This is a genomic window from Cryobacterium flavum (assembly GCF_900103805.1).
Taxonomy (GTDB): Bacteria; Actinomycetota; Actinomycetes; order Actinomycetales; family Microbacteriaceae; genus Cryobacterium; species Cryobacterium flavum.
Window position 1 is genome coordinate 1 of the sequence record NZ_FNIB01000011.1, and the last position, 23441, is coordinate 23441.

Annotated in this window: 15 protein-coding genes and 2 pseudogenes; 9 read left to right on the top strand and 8 right to left on the bottom strand. The window is 64.2% G+C overall.

Translation table 11 applies throughout. From position 1 onward, the window contains the following. Nucleotides 1-301: pseudogene (locus BLS91_RS20345) on the top strand (IS110 family transposase); the annotation flags it as partial. A 181-nt stretch (nucleotides 302-482) separates the two neighbouring features. Here BLS91_RS20345 and BLS91_RS14900 read toward each other — a convergent pair. Continuing rightward, a complete protein-coding gene (locus BLS91_RS14900) occupies nucleotides 483-2003 on the bottom strand; it encodes a SulP family inorganic anion transporter (RefSeq protein ID WP_092341552.1) in 1521 nt (506 codons plus the stop codon). 183 nt (nucleotides 2004-2186) lie between these two features. After that, nucleotides 2187-3707, bottom strand: a complete 1521-nt coding sequence (locus tag BLS91_RS14905) for a SulP family inorganic anion transporter (RefSeq protein WP_092341553.1) — start codon at nucleotides 3705-3707, stop codon at nucleotides 2187-2189. A 198-nt stretch (nucleotides 3708-3905) separates the two neighbouring features. Between BLS91_RS14905 and BLS91_RS14910 the strand changes: the two genes are divergently transcribed. Beyond that, nucleotides 3906-4304, top strand: a complete 399-nt coding sequence (locus tag BLS91_RS14910) for a MerR family DNA-binding transcriptional regulator (RefSeq protein WP_092341554.1) — start codon at nucleotides 3906-3908, stop codon at nucleotides 4302-4304. Nucleotides 4305-4319: 15 nt separating this feature from the next. Here the strand turns inward: BLS91_RS14910 and BLS91_RS14915 are convergent, their stop codons facing one another. Next, nucleotides 4320-5591 carry an MFS transporter gene (locus BLS91_RS14915; protein ID WP_241983152.1) on the bottom strand — a complete coding sequence of 424 codons (1272 nt, stop codon included), beginning with the start codon at nucleotides 5589-5591 and terminating at the stop codon, nucleotides 4320-4322. A gap of 366 nt (nucleotides 5592-5957) precedes the next feature. Between BLS91_RS14915 and BLS91_RS14920 the strand changes: the two genes are divergently transcribed. After that, on the top strand, nucleotides 5958-6401 hold the full coding sequence (locus BLS91_RS14920) for a hypothetical protein (RefSeq protein ID WP_134505321.1): 444 nt from the start codon (nucleotides 5958-5960) through the stop codon (nucleotides 6399-6401). A gap of 26 nt (nucleotides 6402-6427) precedes the next feature. Further along, on the top strand, nucleotides 6428-8113 hold the full coding sequence (locus BLS91_RS14925; protein ID WP_092341557.1) for a ribonuclease J: 1686 nt from the start codon (nucleotides 6428-6430) through the stop codon (nucleotides 8111-8113). Between the two features lie 74 nt (nucleotides 8114-8187). On the opposite strand, the gene BLS91_RS14930 is transcribed toward BLS91_RS14925, so the two are convergent. The 3 genes and pseudogenes from BLS91_RS14930 to gnd all read right to left on the bottom strand — a co-directional run bounded on the left by BLS91_RS14930 (nucleotide 8188) and on the right by gnd (nucleotide 11606). Continuing rightward, nucleotides 8188-9837 carry a peptide chain release factor 3 gene (locus BLS91_RS14930; protein WP_092341558.1) on the bottom strand — a complete coding sequence of 550 codons (1650 nt, stop codon included), beginning with the start codon at nucleotides 9835-9837 and terminating at the stop codon, nucleotides 8188-8190. Nucleotides 9838-9880: 43 nt separating this feature from the next. Further along, nucleotides 9881-10240, bottom strand: a complete 360-nt coding sequence (locus BLS91_RS14935; protein WP_092341559.1) for a helix-turn-helix domain-containing protein — start codon at nucleotides 10238-10240, stop codon at nucleotides 9881-9883. 418 nt (nucleotides 10241-10658) lie between these two features. Continuing rightward, nucleotides 10659-11606, bottom strand: a pseudogene (gene gnd / locus BLS91_RS14940) (phosphogluconate dehydrogenase (NAD(+)-dependent, decarboxylating)). A gap of 1441 nt (nucleotides 11607-13047) precedes the next feature. Here gnd and BLS91_RS14945 point away from each other — a divergent pair. After that, complete coding sequence (locus BLS91_RS14945; RefSeq protein ID WP_092341560.1) at nucleotides 13048-13452, top strand: VOC family protein; 405 nt, start codon at nucleotides 13048-13050, stop codon at nucleotides 13450-13452. A 122-nt stretch (nucleotides 13453-13574) separates the two neighbouring features. On the opposite strand, the gene BLS91_RS19995 is transcribed toward BLS91_RS14945, so the two are convergent. Beyond that, nucleotides 13575-13730 (bottom strand): hypothetical protein, encoded by a 156-nt coding sequence (locus tag BLS91_RS19995; RefSeq protein ID WP_158252850.1) that lies wholly within the window; start codon nucleotides 13728-13730, stop codon nucleotides 13575-13577. A 530-nt stretch (nucleotides 13731-14260) separates the two neighbouring features. Here BLS91_RS19995 and BLS91_RS14955 point away from each other — a divergent pair. The 3 genes from BLS91_RS14955 (at nucleotide 14261) to BLS91_RS14965 (ending at nucleotide 21251) form a co-directional block, all read left to right on the top strand. Next, nucleotides 14261-18208, top strand: a complete 3948-nt coding sequence (locus tag BLS91_RS14955) for a Pls/PosA family non-ribosomal peptide synthetase (protein ID WP_092341562.1) — start codon at nucleotides 14261-14263, stop codon at nucleotides 18206-18208. 18 nt (nucleotides 18209-18226) lie between these two features. After that, the gene (locus BLS91_RS14960) at nucleotides 18227-19552 is read left to right on the top strand and encodes a M1 family metallopeptidase (protein WP_092341563.1); all 1326 of its coding nucleotides are present in this window, start codon (nucleotides 18227-18229) and stop codon (nucleotides 19550-19552) included. Between the two features lie 709 nt (nucleotides 19553-20261). Next, nucleotides 20262-21251: a type IV toxin-antitoxin system AbiEi family antitoxin domain-containing protein gene (locus BLS91_RS14965; RefSeq protein ID WP_092341564.1), complete on the top strand. Its 990-nt coding sequence runs from the start codon at nucleotides 20262-20264 to the stop codon at nucleotides 21249-21251. A 413-nt stretch (nucleotides 21252-21664) separates the two neighbouring features. Here BLS91_RS14965 and BLS91_RS14970 read toward each other — a convergent pair whose 3' ends face one another. After that, the gene (locus BLS91_RS14970; RefSeq protein ID WP_159433875.1) at nucleotides 21665-22273 is read right to left on the bottom strand and encodes a 4'-phosphopantetheinyl transferase family protein; all 609 of its coding nucleotides are present in this window, start codon (nucleotides 22271-22273) and stop codon (nucleotides 21665-21667) included. 89 nt (nucleotides 22274-22362) lie between these two features. Between BLS91_RS14970 and BLS91_RS14975 the strand changes: the two genes are divergently transcribed. Beyond that, entirely contained in the window at nucleotides 22363-23379 is a 1017-nt protein-coding gene (locus BLS91_RS14975; RefSeq protein ID WP_092341566.1) for a magnesium and cobalt transport protein CorA, read from the top strand. The last annotated feature ends 62 nt before the right edge of the window (nucleotides 23380-23441 follow it).

Sequence of the window (23441 nt, forward strand, 5' to 3'; positions counted from 1 at the left end):
AGAATACGTGGCCAGAAAGCGCTCCGAGGGAAGAACACCCAGGCATATCCTTCGCTGCCTCAAACGCTTCATCGCAAGGGAAATCTACCGTATCCTGACCGATCCACATCCGATCACTTCAGTCGAAGACCTCCGACCGAAACGAGTCGCCCTGGGCATGTCCATGCAGGTCACCGCCAATCACTGCGGCGTTGCTCAGGGCACCATCTCCCGCCTCGAACGCGGCATCAATGTCAACTACGACCTCGCCCGGCACTACCGCACCTGGCTAGACCAACAATCGGCCACAATTACCACTTGACATCAATAGGAGCATCAAAACGGCGGCATGAAACCCGGGACGGTTCAGACTTCTCGTTTAGTTTTCGTTTGTCATTTTTTTGGCCACTCGTGAAATGTCGCGCGGTGAGATTGATGAGCCGAAGCGCCGATTGGGACGATTTTCTGACGTCTTGGTGCTGCACTGCATAACGGCGAACTCGTCAGTGGCCGGCGCCGAGGTTTCCGGCTAGGCGGCTGTGCAGCTCATGGCTGGCCTCGTTGAGTCCCTCGATGACGACGTACTTGTCGTGCCGCTCATATTTGTAGGTGATCGCGTCGAGAGTGGCAACGGTGGAGGCGTCCCAGATGTGCGAAGCCGACAGGTCGATGACGATGCGGTCGGGATCGTCCGCGTACTCGAACTGGGTCAGCAGGTCATTGCTCGAGGCAAAGAACAGCGCCCCGGTCACGGTGTAATAGGCGGTCGGCACGGGCTGGTTGAGCTCGACGGTGCGTTCCACCCCGGCGAGGTGGGCGACGCGGCGCGCAAACGCGACCATCGCGACGATCACGCCGACGACGACGCCGATGGCGAGGTTGTGGGTGAGAACGATGACGACGACCGTGGCGACCATGACGGTCGTCTCGCTCTTGGGCATCCGTTTGAGCGTTGACAGACGGATGCTGTGCCAGTCGAACGTGAGGTACGACACGATGATCATCACGGCGACCAGGGCGGCCATGGGTACAACGGCGAGCACGTCGCCGAGGCCGAGCACGAGCACGAGTAGAAAGACTCCGGCAAGGAACGTGGAGATGCGGGTGCGAGCGCCGGAGGCCTTCACGTTGATCATGGTCTGGCCGATCATGGCGCAGCCGCCCATGCCGCCGAAGATGCCGCTCATGACGTTGGCGACGCCCTGGCCCCAGGTTTCCCGGGTCTTGTTCGAGTGCGTGTCGGTGATCTCGTCGACGAACTTCGCGGTCATCAGAGACTCGAGAATTCCGACCAGGGCCATGCCGAGTGCGTAGGGCGCGATGATCGTGAAGGTGTCCCAGGTGAGGGGAATGTTAGGAATGAACAGCTCGGGCAGGCTCTGGGGCAGTTCGCCCTGGTCGCCGATGGTGGGCACGTTGATGGCGGTCACGACGGTCGCGACGGTGAGCACAACGATGGCCACGAGCGGGGCCGGGATCACCTTGGTGATGCGTGGCATGACGATCATGATGATGAGGCCTGCGGCGACGAGCGGGTAGACCATGAACGGCACGCCGAGCAGCTGGGGGAGTTGGGCGCCGAAGATGAGGATGGCGAGGGCGTTGACGAAGCCGACCATGACGCTGCGCGGAATGAACCGCATGAGTTTGGCCACCCCCACCAGACTCAGCACGATTTGGAGCACCCCGGAGAGGATGACCGTGGCGATGAAATACTCCATGCCATATTCCCGCGCGACCGGGGCGATGACAAGCGCGATCGCGCCGGTGGCGGCGGTGATCATGGCCGGGCGGCCACCGACGAAGGCGATCGTGACGGCCATGACAAAGGATGAGAACAGGCCCACGCGCGGGTCGACACCGGCGATGATCGAGAACGCGATCGCCTCGGGAATGAGCGCCATGGCCACGACAAGACCGGCGAGCACCTCACGGGTGAGCAGTCGAGGCGTGCGCAGCGCGGTCAGAACCGACGGCTCCGCACGGTAGCGGTTCGCGGTGATGGGCTTGGAAACGATGGCCATGAGGCCTCCAGAAAGGGGAAGGGACCTCACGGAGAAGCCGAATGAATGGGAGTCGGCGACAGTGCCACGTTGACCTTGGCAAGGTTACCTTAACGTAAGGGTTTATCGATCCGGGCAGCACAAATCGGCCGAGCCCCCGTCATGCGACGGGGGCTCGACCTGATGAGGCAGTGATGTGCCGGGTCAGTGGCCCGAGCCCATGTTGCCGGCGAGGCGGGCGTGTAGCAGGCTGCTCGCTTCGTTGAGTCCCTCAATCGTCACGGTCTTCTCGTGGCGTTCGTATTTGTATTTGATGTCGTCGAGGGTGGCGACGGTGGAGGCATCCCAGATGTGCGAGTTCGTCATGTCGATGATGATGCGGTCGGGGTCGTCGAGGTAGCTGAACTGTGTCTTGAGGTCGTTGCTCGAGGCGAAGAATAGTGCGCCGGTGACGGTGTAGTAGGCGACCGGGCCCTGGTCATCCACGGTCAGGCTGCGTTCGACCTGTGCGAGGTGGGCGACGCGGCGGGCGAAGGCGACCATGGCGATGACGACACCGATCACGACGCCGACGGCGAGGTTGTGGGTGGCGACGACGGCGATGACCGTGGCGACCATGACCGTGGTCTCGCTCTTGGGCATTCGTTTCAGGGTGCTCAGGCGGATGCTGTGCCAGTCGAAGGTCAGCACGGACACGATGATCATCACCGCGACCAGAGCAGCCATGGGCACGACGGACAGTACATCGCCGAGGCCGAGCACGAGCACGAGCAAAAAGAGGCCGGCGAGGAAGGTGGAGATGCGGGTGCGGGCCCCGGAGGCCTTGACGTTGATCATGGTCTGGCCGACCATTGCGCAGCCGCCCATGCCGCCGAAGAAGCCGGAAAGCATGTTGGAAACGCCCTGAGCCCAGGACTCGCGGGTCTTATTAGAGTGGGTATCCGTGCTCTCGTCGACGATCTTGGCCGCCATCAGGGATTCGAGGATTCCGACCATCGCCATGCCGAAGGCGTAAGGAGCGATGATCGTCAACGTTTCCATGTTGAGCGGCACGTTGGGAAAGAACAGCTGCGGCAGCGTGGTGGGCAATTCGCCCTGATCGCCGATGGTGGGGACGTTGATCGACACCACGACGGTGAGGATCGTGAGAACGACGATCGCGACGAGCGGTGCGGGGACCACCTTGGTGAAGCGGGGCATGACGACCATGATGATGATGCCGACCGCGACGAGCGGGTAGACCATGAACGGGACGCCCAGCAGCTGCGGTAGCTGTGAGGTGAAGATCAGGATGCCGAGGGCGTTGACGAAGCCGACCATGACACTGCGGGGGATGAACCGCATGATTTTGGCGACGCCGATGAAGGCGAAGACAATCTGGAAAATACCCGCCAGGATCACGGTAGCGATGAAGTAGTCGATGCCGTAGTCCCGCGCGACCGGGGCGATTACGAGCGCAATGGCTGCGGTCGCACCGGTGATCATGGCGGGGCGGCCACCGAGAAATGCGATCGACACGGCCATGATGAAGGTCGAGAACAGTCCGACGCGGGGGTCCACACCGGCGATGATGGAGAAGGCAATTGCTTCGGGGATGAGGGCCATGGCCACGACGAGGCCGGCGAGCACCTCCCGGGTGAGGATGCGCGGTGTGCGCAGAGCTTTCATCACGGTGGGATCGGCTTTGTACCGATTCTTTTCCGTGGTTTTTTCAATGATGGCCATGGGGCCTTCCTGGAGCGGGACACACGAGTGGTGTCGGATGAGTAGAAGAAGTGAGTGTGGGCGCCCCGTCGCGCACCTCCACCAGTCATCAGGGACAATGGTGGGAGAGTGGGCTCACATGACAATGTCAGCCAACTTCTGCAACACTACTCTAACGTTAGGGTTGATTGCTAATCCGTTCGAGAAAAGGTATCAACTATGACTTCCCAAGCCGCCACGGCCACCACGGGCACCATGCACATTGGAGAGCTCGCCGAGAAGACCGGTCTCTCCTTGCGCACCATTCGTCACTATGACGAAATCGGGCTGCTTAAGGCCTCTGGTCGTACCGAGGGCGGTTTTCGCCTCTATACGCAGGAAGATCATTCTCGGCTGATCTTGATTCGCCGCATGAAGCCGCTGGGGTTCTCTCTCGAAGAGATGATGGCGCTGTTGAAGATCATCGACACGCTGCAGGGCGGCGTGGCTGGTTCGGACAATCCGGATGTCCGCGCGGAGCTCGACACCTTCATTGCACAAGCGGTTGAGCGTCGGCAAAAACTCCAAGACCAGCTGGGAATGGCCGACGAGTTTCTTGAGGTTCTGCGCACTCAGTAGGGCCGAGCGAGCGACCTAGGCGCGCTGCGGTGGTCGCACGAAGAGAGTGATACCGACGACGATGACGGGAATAAGCGCCAGTGCCAGTGCCGGTGTGGTGAAGCTGCCGGTCAGGTCGAACCCGAGCGAGAGCGCGACCGGACCGAAAGCCGTCGACGCGAGGCCGATTGCCGTAGCTACTCCTCGGATATTGCCAATGTGTGCCAAGCCGTAATAGCGCACGTATGAGGCGGCTTCCATACCGCGCAGGCTCCCTCCGGCCGCACCCAGAACGAGGCCATAGACGATGGCCGCCACTCCGCTGCTCACCCACGGCAGCAGAACGAGAGACGCGGCCAGCGTCACCATGGAAAAAACGATGAAAACCTTGGGACTAACCCGGTCGACGAGGCTTCCCGTGAGCAGGGTGGCCAGGATCCCGGTCACGGTCTGCGGCAGGAAGTTCGCCGCCGCTTCTAACGGAGTCAGGCCTTGGGCGCCTAAAATGGCAATTTGGTGAAACGCCAGCGCCGTTGTCAGCATGCCCGAGGTTGCCAGGCTCGCGGCGATGACCCAGAACATGCCCGATCGGATGGCCTCCGGCAGTGTCCACGATTCTTTCTGAATGGTGAGTTGAGCCGTGGAGGGGGTCGATTCCGGATCGACGGCGGGGGCGCGCTTGGGAAAGATCAACGCCAGCGGAATGACCACCACGGCCACAAGCACCGCTTCCCACCGCCACGCATCATAAATACCCACGGATGCGATCAGCCGCTCCACAAAGATCGGTGCGAGTGAGATGCCGGCCGAGCCGATGGCACTCGCAATGCCGAGGGCCAGCCCGCGCCGATGGTGGATGGCCCGGGCAACCGCGGTGGTCGCGGCCAGGGTAAGCGCGCCCTGGCCGGCCATCCGAACACCGGTGAAGCCGGCGGTGAGTCCGATGATCTCGCCAACGAAGCTGAAGGCCAGAAGGATGACGGCGAAGCCCACGCCAATCGCGACCGTGACGGACCGTGCTCCCCATCGATCCAACGCCCGCCCAATGAACGGCTGCACGGTCGCGCCAACGAGCGTGCCAATGAGATAACTGAGCGAGACATCCGTTCGCGACAGTCCCAGGTCGGCAATCAGGGGATCTGTGAAGACGGAGAGACCGGCAGTCTGGCCGGGGGCCGTCATGACCGAGATCAGCCCGGCGGCACCGATGAGGGACAGCCAAGACCACGAGATTCGTGGGCGTAGGCGTGGCGCTGCCTCGCGGTCGGACGGCGCGGGGGAGTGGGGGGAGTGCGGTGTAGAAGACACGGAAGCTTTCACAAGAATGGGGCAGACGGCGCGCCAGCAGTGCGTTAGCTGCGACGTGGGAAAAGAGCGCATCTGGAAGGTTCGAACAGCTTTCGAACAGCTTTCGAATGGTGAGCGACACGCAAGCCCACCTACACTCTACTCTCACGTGAGAGGAAGGTGATCGATGGTGGATAGGAGAGCGCCGTCAATTCCTACTCTTCCCTTACGTTACGGTAGAGTTGCTGTAAGTGGTTGACAGAAAACTGCTTAGCGGTCCGTCACCCGATCGCGGTCCCAACTTTCCCCGTTCTAGGTTCCCGAGAGGAGCACTCCATGTTCATTCATCCCCTCGCTCGTACCGACCAGCACCTAATTCAGGATTTCATGCTGACCAAGATCACCCTCCTGCTGGCCCGCCACGCGGAACATGAGGAGTGGGAATTTGAACTCACAGCAATGGACGACAAGTCCCGCGAAGGATCGTCGCAGGGACACGCATTCCTCTTCATTTACACCGTCGCGCGGTACTACGTCGCGGTCACGCGCGCCCACGCGGAATTCAACACCTCCCAGACCGGTCCCGATCGCGACGAGTCAACATTCTTCGGCGACTTCATCGATGCTGTCGCCAGCAACGACCCCAAACGAGCGTTGACACGGTGGTTCTCCACCGACATCAGCGCCGAAACCGATATCGCCGCTCCGGCAATCCGACAACTCGCCTTTGAATTCCTCGACCGGCTCACCATGCCGGCCTCGGATTTCATTGCCAGTGACGTGGCCGATTTCCTGCCCGACCCGTACGAATCTGACCATTGCCTGGGCTGACGCCCGCGCCCCAAGAAAAGAGCTCCATGAGCACCCATCCACTGTCCCTTACCGCACCGCCCGCACTTCCTGCGCGCGGCCTGCGCATCATCCCGCTCGGCGGTCTCGGCGAAATCGGCCGTAATATGACCGTGTTTGAGCACAAAGGCAAACTGCTCGTCATCGACTGCGGGCTGCTGTTCCCGAAAGACATTCAGCCCGGCATCAACGTGATCCTGCCCGATTTCTCGATCTTGCGTGACCGGCTCGACGACATCGAAGCCATCGTCCTCACCCACGGCCACGAGGACCACATCGGCGCCGTGCCCTACCTGCTCAAGGAACGCGGCGATATTCCCGTCATCGCCTCCAAGCTGACCCTCGCCTTCGTCGGAGCAAAATTTCAGGAACACCGCCTGCATCCCCCGGTCGTTGAAGTCAAGGAAGGCGAACGCCGCTCTGTTGGTCCCTTCGACCTCGAATTCCTGGCCGTGAACCATTCCATCCCCGACGGCCTTGCCATCGGCATCCGCACAGAAGCCGGGCTGGTCGTGCACACCGGCGACTTCAAAATGGATCAGTTCCCCCTCGACAACCGGCTCACCGACCTGCCCGGTTTCTCCCGGCTCGGCGACGAAGGCATCGACCTGCTGCTGATCGACTCGACCAACGCCGTTGTACCCGGATTCACCACACCCGAAGCCGACATCGGTCCCGCCATCGACACCGTGTTTCGCACCGCGCCACGACGGATCATTGTCTCCAGCTTCGCCAGCCACGTCCATCGCATCCAACAGGTGATCGATGCCGCTGTACGCCACAACCGCAAGGTGGCCTTCGTCGGCCGATCCATGGTGCGCAACATGGGTATGGCCGCTGAATTGGGGTATCTGCACGTCCCAAAGGGACTGCTCGTCGATGTCAAGGCCCTGGAGCGGATGAAAGATGACAAGGTCGTTCTTATCTGCACCGGTTCACAGGGAGAGCCGATGGCGGCTCTGGCCCGTATGGCGAACCGTGAACACACCATCCGCATCGGAAAGGGCGACACCGTTCTCTTGGCCAGTTCGGTCATTCCCGGAAATGAAAACTCCATCTACCGGGTCATCAACGGACTCACTCGCTGGGGTGCCAACGTCGTGCACAAAGCCAACGCCACAGTCCACGTGTCCGGGCACGCCAGCGCGGGCGAACTCGTCTACTGCTACAACGTGATGCGCCCCACCAACGTGATGCCCGTACACGGTGAATGGCGCCACCTCACCGCCAATGCGGACCTGGCCGTGCGCACCGGAATCAGTAAAGACCGCGTTCTCGTCGTCGAAGATGGCATCGTGGTCGACCTGGTCGATGGACGCGCCACCGTCGTGGGCCGAGTGCCAGCCGACTACGTCCTGGTCGACGGGGTGACCGTCGGAGGAGACGCAGCAGAAGCGATGGAAGACCGTCGACTCCTCGCGGAAGACGGTGCCATTACCGTTCTGGGAATTCTCAACACCGAGACGGGACGCCTGGCCGAACCTGTGGAATTCATCTCCCGCGGCTTCAATCACGATGCCGACTGGGCAGCCAATGCCGCGCAGGTCATCGACGAGGCCATGGTCGCAGCAACCCGGAGCAACGCTCTCGACGGAGCAGCCCTCGAGCGCATCTTCTCCGAGAGCGTGACCCGATGGATGCAACGCAAGTATCGGCGCAACCCGGTGATCACGGCGGTCGTCGTTGACGCCTAGACGATAGCCAGCACAGCAACGGCCCGGCACATTACGTGTGCCGGGCCGCTGCTGTTCTCGCCGGTGACTCACCTTCAGCGACGTTTATCGCCGCGGGCTGCGCCCTCGACGGACTCCATCTCGACGGACGGGCTGAGGTTCTCCAGCACGATATCCGGGAACTCCCGAGCGACAGCCTGAAACCGCCATGGGGTGCTGAACAGGGCCAAGAGCGTGTTGTCGGATCGAGTGAGCACTTCCACCTGGCGCAGCGACCCCAGTCTGCCCGCGCTTGCTCGATCGGTGCGGCGCGCGACTTGGTAGGGCAACGCCTCCATGCGGATATCAGCACCAAAATCATGCGTCATGCGTTCCTCAACGACGTCGAACTGCATCGGACCCACCGCCCCGAGTACCGGTGCCTGGTCGCCCCGCAGGTCAGACCGCATGACTTGAATGACCCCCTCATGGTCGAGCTGATCGATTCCGCGACGGAATTGCTTGTGCTTGCTGGTGTCGGCGGGGCGTACGGCACGAAAATACTCGGGGGCGAACACCGGCAGCGGCGGGTATTCAACGGGTTCGGAATCATAAAGTGAATCGCCCACCCGAAGAGAGGCTGCGTTGATCAACCCGACGACGTCGCCGGGCCAGGCCTGCTCCGCCATGGTGCGTTCCCGTCCGAACATCTGTTGCGCATACTTCGTGGCAAACGGACGGCCGGTCGATGCCTGCGTCACAACCATCCCGCGGTGGAACATGCCCGAACACACCCGCACGAATGCGACGTGGTCACGGTGCGAGGCGTTCATGCCGGACTGAACCTTGAAGACAAAGCCGGAGAAGTCACCGTTGACGGGCCGTTGTCGACCGGTGATATCTGCCCGGGCCAGAGCGGGCGGAGCGAATTCCACGAGAGCGTCCAGCAGCTGGTGAACACCAAAATTGAGGACGGCAGCGCAAAAAAGCACCGGCGTGGTCGTCGCACGAAGAAAAAGTGCCTCGTCGTGGTCGTGCCCTTCGGCATGGAGCAGTGCTGATTCTTCGGCAGCATTAGTCCAATCCTGGCCGAGTTCCGCGGCAGCGGCCGTCGCCGTGGTACGAGCTTCAATGGCAGCGGTCGCGCCTCCTGGAGTTCGGGTGAAACGCACAAATCCGGGGGATTGTCGATCCAGAACTCCATGAAACTCGCCGGCGAGCCCGACCGGCCAGGTGAGCGGTGTGGGCACAAGTCCGGTGCGATCCTGGATCTCGTCCATGAGATCCAACGCGGACTTTCCCGGGCGATCCCATTTATTGATGACCGTGATCACAGGCAGGCCGTGTTGTCGGCACACCTCAAACAACTTCATGGTTTGCGGTTCGAGGCCCTTGCTGGCATCGACGAGCATCACAGCGGCATCAACAGCGGAGAGGACCCGGAAGGTGTCTTCCGAGAAATCGGCGTGACCGGGGGTGTCAACGAGATTGATCACGGTGTCGCGATACTCAAACTGGATAGCGGCGGATGTCACGGAAATGCCACGGGCCTGCTCCATGGCCATCCAGTCAGATACGGTGCCTCGCCGGCCTGCTTTACCGTGTACCGCACCCGCCCGATCAATCGCGTGCGCGTGCAGCAGGAGTGCTTCGGTCAGCGTGGACTTGCCGGCATCCGGGTGAGAAATAACGGCAAAGGTGCGCCGTTTGTGGGCTTGGGCGAGGATGTCGAGGTTAGAGACGGTGGGGGTGGTTTGATGCGTCACGGTGTTCCTGTCTGAGCGTGATCACGAAGTGGGCGTGGTTGAGTCACAGACTCCGCAGCAGGTCGACGAACCCGCTGGCTACGCGAACCTGTTCGCAAAGAGCACGTTCACGCGCTTCGATATCGCTGATCAGGATGGCGAGATCACGCCGGATTGTTGACACTCTCCCGTCTGGGTCGGAGTCGACCAGATCCAGTGTCGCCAGAGCATTCTTGATTTCCGGATGGGTGAGCGACAACGCTCGGAGGCTGCGGATGATGCGTGCCCGGTCGAGGTCGGCCGGGGCATAGAGCCTATAGCCGGAATCGCTGCGCCCTGACGCCTGCAAAATGTGGATCTCGTCGTAGTGCCGCACGGTGCGCTGGGAAAGTCCAGTCCGTTCGGCAAACTCACCAATAAGCATGAATGCCACCTCGTTTCGTACGGGAATAATCGTACATCTCTACTCTAACGTAAGAGTAGAGTTAGTGGTAATAGACATGAGACATATGACCAACGCAGGCCTGAACCACCCGTGGACGCGGGCATGTGGGCTCCGGATCGGCTGCACTTCAACCCATTGGGTCACCTCACGATTGCACGCAGCGTTCTGAGCACTCTCCGCGTCGAGAACTCATTGCAGCCATCCCAGATCGAACCGTTGCCAATACCGTCCTGGCGGAGCGCACGAACGAGCGATGTCGCGTGGGCCCGCACCTATCTGATGCCGTGGGTCCTGCGCCGCGCTCGGCACCACTCCTCGGACGATCACATTCTGCCCAAACGCCCCGAGGCCAGCCCCTTGGACCAGCCTCGGTTCTGCCGCTGCCTGTGTTCGGCGGCTACTCGGCGGACTTGACCGCGTGACCGCCGAACTGGTTGCGCAGTGCGGCGACGGCTTTCATCGCCGGGGAATCTTCCTGGCGAGATTCGAACCGGGCGAAGATTGACGCGCTGATGGCGGGAACGGGCACGGCATTCGCCAATGCTTCTTCAATGGTCCAGCGGCCCTCGCCGGAATCATCGACGTATCCTTCGATACTGGTCAGGGCCGGATCCTCCTCGAGCGCCTGAACGAGGAGCTCGAGCAGCCAGGACCGAACAACAGCGCCGCGCTGCCAGGCCTTGAACGTTCCGGGAACATTCTTGACGATGTCCTCGCGCTTGGCGAGTAGCTCGTATCCCTCGGCGTAGGCCTGCATGAGGGCGTATTCGATGCCGTTATGCACCATTTTGGCGTAGTGACCGGCACCGACCTCGCCGGCGTGTACGAAGCTTTCCTCGCGCGGTCCGGCCGGACGCAGGGCGTCGAATACCGGCATGAGCCGGTCAACGGATGCCTGGCTACCACCGACCATAAGCACAAAGCCGTTCTCCTGGCCTCAGACTCCGCCGGAGACACCGGCGTCGATGTAGTCGATTCCCTTTTCAGCGAGGAGGGCCGCGTGCACGAAGTCGTCGCTGAAACGGGAATTACCGCCGTCAATGACCAAATCACCGGTGCCCAAGAGCTCGCCGACCTCAGTAATGACGGCCTTCGTGATGGCGCCGGAAGGAACCATCACCCAGACGGCCTTGGGCGATGGGAGGGCATCGACGAGGTCTTGCAGGGTCGCGACGTCGGTGACGTCGGCGTTGCGGTCGTAACCGGTGACCTCCACGCCGTTTTCGCGGAGGCGGGTGCGCATGCTGGCGCCCATTTTTCCGAGGCCGATGAGGCCGATGTGCATGTTCATGGTGCTCATTTCAGTCGTGTCCTGTTGGGCCGAGATAGCTTGAGGTGTGCTCATCAAACGTACGCATAAAGATCGACGCCGTCGGGGATTCGGGTGTATTCGTTGTGCTCCAACACCACTGAGCCAGGCTACGCTTCCGTCCCCGGCTGTGGTGAGTGCAGTGAGAACGGTACGTTCGCCGGAATTGGACGCAAGCTCGTGGCGACCGCGCAGAAGAATCCTTTCGTTTAAGCCAAGGCACCGAACCGCAGGGTTACGAGATGCTGCGTTCAGCAAGTCCGCAACGCCAAAAGTTCCATCGAGTGTGAGCCCGAACATTTCAAGATCTTGGCCAAAATAGGCGCGGACCGTCGGCAACACCGTCTGCGGGAAGTCTTTGCGCAGCACTGCCCCGATAACGACAATTGGGCGGTGCATTTGCCGGCAACGGCATGCTGTCATGGGCGGGGGTATGTTGGGTGGTGATGCAAGCGGCATCCGAGCTGGTCGAGGTACCGCCGGTTTGGACCGCTCATCATGAGGAGATTCAATGTCGCATCAGGGTCATATACCGTGCGCAACGGGAGATCTCGAGATCCGCAGCCTATCCGATCATGAATGGCGTGTGGGTGATCGACGCTGCCACGAAAGGTCGCCCGAGAAGGTGCTGGGTTACATCGAGAAACGTGGTTCCGCTTATGAAGTCATGAACATAGAGACACCGCGACGACATGTCATGTTCGATCATTTCGAGTCAGCGGTCGCCTCATTTGCTTCAGTCTTCTCGACTTAGATTTTATTCATGGCCTCGATGCCAACTTGCCGATTCGCTCAGCTTCGGAGCGCGGTACCAACATGTCGACACTGCGACGCTCAGATGGAGCCGGAGCGCCTCAGCGCACCCTTCTTGACGCTAAGCAGCAGCCGTGTCAGAACACTTTCTTCGGCGAATTCTGCACCGAATACATTGCTTGTTGACATAACCATTAGTATCGACCGCAGCGCCCTGTGGGGACGCGTGAGGGTGATGAACTGAGGGGCTTTCTGATGGACCCAGCTTTGTTGTTGTGGATGACAACACACGTGTGGGGCTCGAACGGTTTAGAGCCGTCGACTGATCCCGCTGAACGTTTCCGTCGAGGGTACTTCGCTGGAGGATACACCGGTGCCGCGTAACGGCTGCGACGCTGGCAAGGTAACGCGTGACGCTTCGCAAGCGTGCCCACGATTTGCCCACACTTGAAAAAACTTTGAGTGAATCTGGATGCCTCATTGTGACTCAAAAACGTTGAATCCACGCGGCTCTTGACGCCATCGATGACACCGCGCGGACGGTTATTGGAGTTCGAATCCCTCCAGGGGCACCACGGGAACACTGCAAGAACCGCGTGATCACGGGACCCCCCCCGTTAGGTGGTGCTTTGCCGTGATGCCCACATGAGCGCACACATGGTAAATATCGCTCCCGCTGTTGCTGCTGGGAGAGGTGCCCTGGCGTTCATGGAACGATGGTTGCATGGCAGCTGGCGTGCATCACATCGAGATTTGGGTCGTTGACTTGGACAGCGCCCGACATTCGTGGGGCTGGCTGCTGGTAGCTCTTGGTTGGTCCGTCGACCAGGAATGGAGCATGGGCATCTCCTGGCGATGCGGCGAGGTGTACATCGTGGTCACGCGACCGCCTGCCATCTCTGGCCGGGAGCATGACCGGCGACTTCCTGGACTGAATCACATTGCCCTTCATGGAGGGAGCACAGCTGATATTGACCGCATCGTTGGTCAGGCATCAGCCCACGGATGGAATGCGCTGTACGGCGATCGGTACCCCTACGCGGGAGGCCCCGACCACTACGCCGCGTATCTCGAAAATGAAGCCGGTTTCAAAGTTGAAGTCGTCGCGTCAACGCCGCGTAGCGGCTGAGACGTGCTGTACGGTTGGCCGTTTCTGCGGTGCGCTTGGGTCGGGCATCCGTTTGGAATATCGTGCCGAAATCGAGCAGGAGATCAAGGACCGCAGGGGCCGGCCGGGCACCGATCTCGGGGTCAGGAATCCACGGGGCGTTGCACCGTGATCGGTGAAGTCTCCGGATCGGCAACGGCAGCGCTGGCGTCCTGCGCAACGTGATGCAGCTCGTCGTAGAGATGAACGGCCGACTCTTCTTTCAGGCGCTCCCACGTGGAGTTCGATACATGCTTCATGGTTCAGCGCTCCGTTCGTCCCCCGACGGGATCAACGCTTATTATCCTCGCCCGCCAACGGGAATTGAGCCGGGAGAAGACACTCAATGCCCCGGGAAGACACCCCGAACGGCCGCGAACATGGGCGTACGCCGTCCGACAGACTGGGGAGTGCCAGATAATTCGGCTGCGATGGATGCGTGACCCCGTGCGAATTCGTCATCACCGCCGACTTGGCCCGCAGGCTCGTGAGATAGGGCTCATTGGCGACCTGGCTGTACGAGTGGTTCTCGAGCACAACGATCACGACGTGAGCGGGTCGCGGCGGAGTCATGGCGAACGCCGCCTCCGGCTGGCCAGCCCAGAGTCCAACGCACAGCAATGCCAGCAGGGCAGCGGATGCGAAAACTCGTTTCATGAAAACTCCTCACGCAAATACTATTCCCGGGCTGAGCGGAGAGCGCCGCACAGTTCACCCGTCCGTTACCCGCGAGTTCTAGACTGATACTTTCGCGGCGTGCCGTACTGCCACGACCTGAACGAGGAGGCGTGTGAGCGAGCACCAGCACAGCCCAGCGGGCGCCAGCGGGCACTCCCAGTCGGTGCTCGCGGCAGGCCACCGGGCCAAGCCGGCCCGCACCCTGGCCGACATTCTTGCGGTAACCGCAGCGCAGCATCCGGATGCTTTAGCGCTGGAAGACGCGGCCGGCACGATCAGCTACCGCGGCCTGCTGCGGCGGGTGCAGGCCCAAGCCAACGCGCTGAGCCTGGCCGGCGTGCGACGCGGCGACACCGTGGGCATTCGCATCCCCTCGGGCACCCGTGACCTGTACGTGTCCATTCTGGCGACTCTGTTCGTGGGTGCCGCCTACGTTCCGGTCGATGCCGACGACCCCGAAGAACGCGCCCGGCTGGTCTTCGCCGAGGCACACGTGGTCGGCATCATCGGCGAGAGCAGTGTGTTCGCGCCGCGTGACGGCCTCGACCTGCAGTCCCTGCGCGCTCGCCGCGTCGAACCGCAGGAGGATCCCGCGCTGGTGTTTCCGACCGCGAATATTCCCTCGCCCGACGATGATGCCTGGGTCATCTTCACCTCCGGCTCGACCGGCGTGCCCAAGGGCGTCGCCGTCACCCATCGCTCGGCGGCCGCCTTCGTCGATGCCGAGGCCGGCTTGTTCCTGCGATCTGAACCGATCGGCCCCGCAGACCGGGTGCTCGCCGGACTCTCGGTGGCCTTTGACGCGAGCTGCGAAGAGATGTGGCTGGCCTGGCGAAACGGCGCCTGCCTCGTGCCGGCCCCGCGCTCCCTCGTGCGCAGCGGCGCCGACCTTGGCCCCTGGCTGATCACGCACGGCATCACCGTGGTGTCGACCGTGCCGACCCTCGCCGCCCTATGGCCGGAAGAATCGCTCGAAGCCGTGCGCTTGCTCATCTTCGGCGGCGAAGCCTGCCCGCCCGAACTGGTCGCCCGCATTGCCACCCGCGGCCGCGAAGTCTGGAACACGTACGGCCCGACTGAGGCCACCGTCGTCGCCTGCGGCGCCCTCGTCGACGGCGTTGGCGAGATGCGTATCGGCCTGCCGCTCGACGGCTGGGACCTCGCCGTCGTCGACGCGCGCGGCGAGCGGGTTTTAGAGGGTGAGATCGGCGAGCTCATTATCGGCGGCGTCGGCCTGGCCCGCTACCTCGACGCGGCCAAAGACGCCGAGAAATATGCGCCGCACCCTCAGCTCGGCTGGGCGCGCGCCTACCGTAGCGGCGACCTCGTGCGCTTCGACCGCGCCGGCCTGGTGTTCGCTGGGCGCGCCGACGACCAGGTGAAACTCGGCGGCCGACGCATTGAACTCGGCGAAGTGGATGCCGCCCTCAACGCCCTGGACGGGGTGGCCGGCGGCGCCGCCGTGGTGCAGATCACCCCGGCCGGCAATCACGTCCTCGTCGGGTATATCGCGCTCACCAGCGCGAACGCTCCGCTCGACCGGAAGGCCGCTCTAACCCGGCTGCGCGAGGAACTGCCCGCCGCGCTCGTGCCACTTCTCGCCGTGGTCGACGCGCTGCCCACCCGCACCTCGGGCAAAGTTGACCGGGCGGCGCTGCCGTGGCCGCTGCCGGCCTCGGACGACGACGCGGCCGCGCTGTCACCGACGGCGGCGTGGCTGGCCGAGGCGTGGGCATCCATTTTGGGGGTGCCGGTGACCGGGCCCGACGACGACTTCTTCGCCCAGGGCGGCGGCTCACTCTCGGCCGCCCAGTTCGTGTCGGCCGTACGCGCCCGCCATCCTGAAACCACCGTCGCCGACCTCTACGACCACCCGCGCATCGGCTCGCTCGCCGACGAACTCGATGCCCGCACCCCCGTCACACCCCCGGTGCTGCGGAACGTTTTGCCGACGCCGGCCCGCAGCCAGCTGGCCCAGACGGTGCTCGGCATTCCGCTGCACGTGTTGAGTGGCGCGCGCTGGCTGGTCTATCTGGCCATTGCCAACAACCTGCTGAGCCTGAACGGTGCCAGCTTTGCTCCGACGCTGTCGTGGTGGTGGGTGGCCCTCGGGTTTGCGCTGTTCGTCACCCCGCCTGGCAAGATGCTCATCGCCGTGATTGCCGCACGGCTGCTGCTGCACGACGTCATGCCGGGCAACTACCCGCGGGGCGGGTCGGTGCACCTGCGGCTCTGGCTGGCCGAGCAGATCGCGCTGCTCGTCGACGCCGCAAGCCTGGCCGGCGCGCCCTGGATCAGCTACTACGCCAGAGCACTTGGCGCAGAGATCGGCCCCGACGTCGATCTGCACTCGCTGCCGCCGGTGACCGGACTGATGACCATCGGTGCCCAGGCTTCGATCGAACCCGAAGTCGACCTGGCCGGGCATTGGATCGACGGTGACGTGCTGCGCATCGGCCACCTGCACGTCGGCGCAGATGCTCGCATCGGCTCCCGCAGTACCCTGCTCGGTGGCGCCCACGTAGGTAACGGCGCCGAGATCGACCCGGGCGCCGCCGTCTCGTCGCGGGTGCCGGCGGGGGAGCGCTGGGCCGGTTCCCCGGCGCGTCGGGTGGGCTCAGCTCGCCGCCCGTGGCCGGCCGAACGACCGCCGCGGGCCAGTCGCTGGCTCGGCGCCTTCGCGGCCGGGTCGGTCGCGATGATCGCGATCCCCACGGTCGCCCTCGTACTCGGCGCGCTCATCGTGGGTGCCGTCGTCGGTCACGCGGACAGTCTCGCCGTGGCCGTGTTGCGCGCCGCCCTGATCATGCCGGTCGCCGTCATCGCGGGCGGTCTCGTCTACGCGCTGCTCGTGATCGGCTTCGTGCGCGTCCTCGGCGTGGGCCTGCGCGAGGGCTACTACCCGGTGCGCAGCCGCATCGGCTGGCAGGTCTGGATGACCGAACGCATCCTCGATGGCGCCCGCACCGTGCTGTTTCCGGTCTATGCGAGCCTGCTCACCCCCACCTGGCTGCGCCTGCTCGGCGCCAAAGTAGGAGCGGACGTCGAGGCATCGACCGTGCTGCTGCTGCCGTCGCTCACGACCATCGCGCCCGCCGCGTTTCTCGCCGACGACACCATGGTGGCCTGTTACGAACTCGGCGGCGGCTGGATGCACATCGGCCCGGCCAAAGTTGGCCGCCGGGCTTTTCTCGGCAACAGCGGCATGGCCGGTCCCGGCCGCACGGTACCGCGCAACGGACTCGTCGCGGTACTCTCCTCGACCCCGCGCAAGGCCAAGCGTGGGTCGAGCTGGCTCGGCAACCCGCCCTCGCGACTGCGTCGCAAGCAAACGGATGCCGACGACTCCCGCACCTTCCACCCTCCCGTGCGCCTGAAAGTAGCCCGATCGCTGTGGGAACTCCTGCGCATCGTGGCCGGCTTCACCAGCGCCTGGATCGCGTTGCTCGCGCTCACCCTGCTCGACCTGCTCTGGCTGCAGCTCGGCCTCGGCGCGGCGATCGCGCTGTCCGGCGTGGTCATGCTCGCCGCCGGCGCCGTGGCAGCCGGGGTGACAACGGTGGTCAAGTGGATGCTGGTAGGGCGGATCGACGCGTCGGAGCATCCGCTCTGGTCATCGTTCATCTGGCGCAACGAGGTGTCGGACAGTTTCGTCGAGATGGTCGCCCGCCCGTGGTTTGCCGAGAAGGCCTCCGGCACGCCAGCGCTCGCCGTGTGGCTGCGCACGCTGGGGGCTTCGGTGGGGCGCGGCGTCTGGTGTGAGACGTACTGGTTGCCCGAGGCAGACCTGGTGCGGCTGGGCGACGGCAGCACCGTCAACCGCGGCTGTGTCGTGCAGACCCACCTCTTTCACGATCGCATCATGCAGCTTGACGCGGTGGAACTCGCCGACGGATCGACGCTCGGGCCGAACGGCGTCATTCTCCCGGCCGCGTCGATTTCAGCTGGGGCGACCGTGGGGCCCGGCTCGCTCGTGATGCGCGGCGAACGGGTACCCACCGGGTCGCTCTGGTCTGGCAACCCGATCACGCCGTGGCATCAGCCGCCGTGGCAACGGTGAACGTGGAATAGTGGACCGATGGCCCCTGTGCAGACGACCTACGGCTCGGCCAGCGCTGGCGACCCCTATATTCCCACCGGCGGCAACGGCGGTTACGTTGCCGAACACTACGATTTGAACTTGTCCTACCGGGTGGCTACCAACCGGCTGAACGCGACCGCGATCATCACCGCGCGCGCCCTCATACCCCTCGACCGGTTCAGCCTTGACTTCGCCGGGCTGAGCATGGAGAAGGTCACGGTCAACGGCGAGCGGCCGACCAAAGTGACGCACAGCGCCCGCAAACTCGTGATCAGCGTTGCCACTCGGGTTGAGGCCGGGGCGGTGTTCGAGGTGACGGTGCGCTATCGCGGGGCGCCGCATCCGGTTCGCAGCGCCTGGGGCGACGTCGGCTGGGAAGAACTCGACGACGGCGTGCTGGTCTCCGGGCAGCCGTGCGGGGCCGCATCCTGGTTTCCCTGTAACGATCATCCGAGTAACAAAGCCACCTATCGCATCGAGATCGCCTGCGAATCCGGCTACACCGTGGTGTCGAACGGGGTGTTGTCGGCCAGGTCGAGCCGGTCGGGCCGCACCAGCTGGACCTTCGATGTGCGCGAGCCGATGGCGACCTACCTCGCCACGGTGCTGATCGGCCGCTACCGTCGCCGCGACCTCGCCGCAGCTCCGGTCGCGCACAGTCTGTTCTTTCCGGCCCAGCTTGCGACCCGGGTCGGCACCGACTTCGCTCGCCTCACCGAGATGATCGCGTTCTTCGCCGACCGGTTCGGCCCGTACCCGTTCGCGTCATACTCGGTCGTGGTGACCGACGACGAGCTGGAGATCCCCCTCGAGGCGCACGGCCTGGCCGTGTTCGGCAGCAACCATGTCGACGGGGAGCACGGCAGCGACCGCCTGATCGCCCACGAGCTGGCACACCAGTGGTACGGCAACAGCCTCACCGTGGCCCGCTGGCAGGACATCTGGCTGCAGGAGGGTTTCGCCTGCTACGCCGAATGGCTCTGGGAGGAACAGCGCGGCGGTCGCACCGCCGACTCCCTTGCCGTACTGCACCGCGGCAAGGTGGCGGCCCTGCCGCACGACATCGTCGTCGGCGATCCCGGCCCGCACGCCATGTTCGACGACCGGGTCTACAAACGCGGCGCGCTCGCCCTCCACGCGATTCGCAAATCGCTCGGTGACGAGGCCTTCTTTGCCGCCCTGCGCGCCTACACCGCGGCCCGGCGGCACGGTCAGGTCTCCACCGAGGACTTCGTGGAGTTCTTCTCCGAACACACCGGCAGCCGGGCGATCGGCGGGTTTGTGGCCCGCTGGGTGCAGCAGAGCGCGCTGCCGAGTCTCTAGCCGAGCCTCGTGGGCGTGGGCGTGGTTGCCCCGCGCGGGAATTCGAGGTTGGCCGCCTCGACGGCGCCGAGGTGCTGACGTGCGCCAGCGCGGTCAGCTGCGGGGTTTGCTGCGCCGGTGCTGCGCCGGTGCGCGGGTGTTCGATGCCCGCCCACTCTGAGGTGCTGAGGTGCCGTGCGCGGGTGCTGCGCCGGTGCGCGGGAGTTCGAGTGAGGTGCTGGCCCCCGCAGCGTGGGCTACGCGGGTGTTGCGCCGATTCGCGGGAGTTCGGGCTTGGCCACAACTCCAGCGCGACGCGATGGGCTGGACCTGCGCCAGTGCGCGGGAGTTCCGCCTGCCGCGCACTGGCGCAACTCCCGCGGCGGCGTGAAACGGACGGCCGCGAACGGCCGAGGGCCGGCATCCGTCGCCAGACAGATACCACGCCGGTGCGGCGCCCCTCCACAGCGTGGGCGGCTCTGCACGAAGACGGCGAACGCTCACCTGCAGCGCAAGACGGATGACTCGGGTCGGCCAGACGCGGGCATCCGTCGAATGCGAGCTTCACGAGAAGGGTGGCGGCCGGGCGCGACTCCTCCACAGGCGGGCGTGAGGCCGGTTATTGGCCAGAATGAAGATCTCTGGCCCGCTGTGTTCGCCGTCCGGGCACGCTGGCTCTATGTCTCAACCGAGCTTCGACCCGAGCGCGAGCCTCAGCCTGACATCCCGAATGAGCACCAGTCCCGATCCCGGCGACGGCCTCATCCTCGCATCTGACCTCGGCAACGCTTTCGGCGTCGACTTTCGCCTTCGACGCGAGTCGTCACGCGGCCGACTGCAGCGAGTGAGCCGCGGCCTGTACTATCCCAGCGCGCGCTGGGATCAATTGCGCGACGACGAGCGCTACCTGATCCGGGTGCGCGGGGCAGCCCTCACTCGTCGCGGTCAGGCGGTGCTCTGCCACCAGTCGGCCGCCGTGCTCTGGGGGCTGCCGATGCTCGTCGGCTGGCCGAACGAAGTGCACCTGCTCGTCGAACGAGCCTCCGGCGGACGCTCGGATCCGGGAGTCCGCTGTCACGCACTCGGTGTGGATGCCCGGGACGTCACTACAACCGATGGACTGCTCGTGACGACCATCGAACGCACGGTGGTCGATCTGGCCGCGACCCTCGATCTGAAATCCGCCGTGGCATTGGTCGACCGCGCGCTCTATCAGGACCGATTTGGACGCACCCCAACCCTGACCACCAAAGACGCACTCCTCGCTACCCTCGAGCGGATGCTTCCCTTCCGCGGTTCGCGCCGCGCCCGCGCGATCATCCAGTTCGCGACGCATCTCTCGGGTTCGCCAGCGGAGTCGGCCAGCCGGGTGAACATCGCCCTGAGCGGATTTCCTGAGCCGGAGTTACAGCATCCGTTCATCGTCGATGGCAAGGAGTGCGAGACGGACTTCTACTGGCGCGAGATCGACAGCGCGGGCGAGTGCGATGGCAAGGTCAAATACTTCAACCCGGAATATCTGGCCGGCCGCTCTCCTGAGCAGGTACAGTACGACGAGAAGCAGCGCGAGGACGGGATTCGGCGCCAGGTACACGGATTCGGCCGGTGGCCGGCCTCGGTCGGGATGAGCCAATTCTCCTTGCGTCGGCGGCTGCTGGAGCTTGGATTGCGGCCTGGGCCACAGCGCGTTCTGCGCGGCCTCGAACGCCCCTCGTCGTAGCGGATTTTCTCGCCCGGCGCCTCAGCTCCAGCGTCACGCGACGGGCTCGTGTTGCGCCGGTGCGCGGGAGTTTGATATCGGGCCGCTCGGAGGTACCGAGGGAGCTGCGCGGGTGTTGCGCGGCTGCGCGGGAGTTGAGCCGGTACGCGGGAGTTCGACGTCGCGCCGCTCGGACCTGCCCAGGGGGCTGCGCGGGTGTTGCGCCGGTGCGCGGGAGTTCCGGCGGAGGGGCGCCCGTGCAGCGTGGGCTACGCGGGTGTTGCGCCGATTCGCGGGAGTTCGGGCTTGGCCACAATTCCAGCGCGACGCGACGGGCTGGACCTGCGCCAGTGCGCGGGAGTTCCGCCTCCCGCGCACTGGCGCAACTCCCGCGGCGGCGTGAAAGGGATGGCTGCGAGCGGAAAGAGTGAGTTTTAAAGCATCGAAAGGCTCGGGGCTCTCGGACCGAGCAAGGCCAGGGTGCCCACCAGACCGGGGCCCGCGTCGAAGCCCACGACGTGCACCCGGCTCAGATCGAGGGTGGCGGTCGGCCAGCTCAGCAGAGCGGATGCCCCACCCGGCCCCAACGCCACGGTCACCTCGCGCGGGTCCACCGTCAGCCCCTCGCCGGAGAGCTTGAGCAGAGCCTCCTTGGTGGTCCAGAGCGCGGCGCGCGCCCGATCGCGCTCGTCGACCGGCAGCTCCGCTAGGGCGGTGCGCTCGTCGGCGTTGAACGCGACGTCGTCGAATCCGGCCCGGGCGACCGAGGCCACGCTCTCCAGGTCGACCCCGATCGGTCCGACCTGCGACACGGCAACGACAACGGTGCGACCGGCGCGGCTCAGGCTCACGTGCACCCCGCCCGGTGTCAGCACGCGAGGCCGCCCATGCGCGCCGCCGCAGTGTTCGCAGCGTTGTTCGATGGTGACGGCCGCCAGGTCAACGGCGCAGACCCGGGCGACAGCGGCGGCGAGTAGTAGCCGGTCGGTCTGGGGAAGCGGCGCGCGCGGTTGTAACAAGAGGGAAACAAACGTTTGCGGCACGATCTAACCGTACCCGCCGGCAAAACTGCACCGGCGTTACCGCGCAGCTACGCCGAGTGGCACACTGGTAGATCGGAGAAGGAGAGCCAATGGCGCTGGTGGACAACGCGGTCTACGTGGACGGGCACCGGGTTGCCACGCCGCCGAGCCTCGACGAGACCTTCGAAGTGATGAAAGAGAAGAAGGGCTTCGCCTGGATCGGGCTGTACCGGCCGAGCGAGGAGGAAGTGCGGGCCGTCGCGACCGAGTTCAGCCTGCACCACCTGGCCGTGGAGGACGCCCTCAAGGGGCACCAGCGGTCGAAGATTGAACGGTACGCAGACATCCTGTTCATTGTGTTGCGCCCGGCCCGCTACATGGACGACGAAGAGCGCGTCGAATTCGGTGAGCTGCACGTGTTCGTCGGCCCCGATTTCGTGGTGACCATTCGCCACGCCGAATCGCCCGACCTCGCCCTGGTGCGGGAGCGGATGGAGAGCACCCCGCACCTGCTCGCCCTCGGCCCGGAGGCCGTGCTGTACGCCATTCTCGACCAGGTCGTCGACGAATACGGGCCGGTCGTGGCCGGGCTGGAGAACGACATTGACGAGATCGAAGACCAGCTGTTCGACGGCGACCCGGAGGTCAGCCGACGCATCTACGCACTGTCCCGCGAGGTGATCGAGTTTCAGCGGGCCACCCAGCCGCTCGTGAGCATGTTCGAGGCGATGCAGCGGGGCTTCGACAAATACAACGTGGACCTCGAACTGCACCGGCACCTGCGTGACGTGCTCGACCACACTCTGCGCATCGTGGAGCGCGGCGACGCGTTTCGGCAACTGCTGCAGAACGCTCTGACCGTACACAGCACCCTGGTGGGCCAACGCCAGAACGACGAAATGCGGCACCTGTCCGAGACGAGCCTCGCGCAGAGCGAAGAAGTGAAGAAGATCTCCAGCTGGGCGGCTATCCTTTTCGCCCCGACCTTGGTCGGCACCATCTACGGCATGAACTTCGACAACATGCCCGAGCTGCACTGGCCGCTCGGCTATCCCTTTGCGATCGCTCTGATGCTCGCCATGGGGTTTACCCTGTACACCGTGTTCAAACGGCGAGGCTGGCTGTGAACGGCCAGATTGGGGCACAAACACGCGAAACCCCGGCCGCCTCAGGGCAAACCGGTGATTTG

Coding starts and splice junctions, on each gene's coding strand:
- BLS91_RS14920 (WP_134505321.1), top strand. CDS start 5,958: ATGCTGACCAAGATCACCCTCCTGCTGGCCCGCCACGCGGAACATGAG.
- BLS91_RS19995 (WP_158252850.1), bottom strand. CDS start 13,730: ATGAAGCATGTATCGAACTCCACGTGGGAGCGCCTGAAAGAAGAGTCG.
- BLS91_RS14975 (WP_092341566.1), top strand. CDS start 22,363: ATGGCGCTGGTGGACAACGCGGTCTACGTGGACGGGCACCGGGTTGCC.
- BLS91_RS14945 (WP_092341560.1), top strand. CDS start 13,048: ATGGCAGCTGGCGTGCATCACATCGAGATTTGGGTCGTTGACTTGGAC.
- BLS91_RS14910 (WP_092341554.1), top strand. CDS start 3,906: ATGACTTCCCAAGCCGCCACGGCCACCACGGGCACCATGCACATTGGA.
- BLS91_RS14900 (WP_092341552.1), bottom strand. CDS start 2,003: ATGGCCATCGTTTCCAAGCCCATCACCGCGAACCGCTACCGTGCGGAG.
- BLS91_RS14925 (WP_092341557.1), top strand. CDS start 6,428: ATGAGCACCCATCCACTGTCCCTTACCGCACCGCCCGCACTTCCTGCG.
- BLS91_RS14905 (WP_092341553.1), bottom strand. CDS start 3,707: ATGGCCATCATTGAAAAAACCACGGAAAAGAATCGGTACAAAGCCGAT.
- BLS91_RS14935 (WP_092341559.1), bottom strand. CDS start 10,240: ATGCTTATTGGTGAGTTTGCCGAACGGACTGGACTTTCCCAGCGCACC.
- BLS91_RS14960 (WP_092341563.1), top strand. CDS start 18,227: ATGGCCCCTGTGCAGACGACCTACGGCTCGGCCAGCGCTGGCGACCCC.
- BLS91_RS14965 (WP_092341564.1), top strand. CDS start 20,262: ATGAGCACCAGTCCCGATCCCGGCGACGGCCTCATCCTCGCATCTGAC.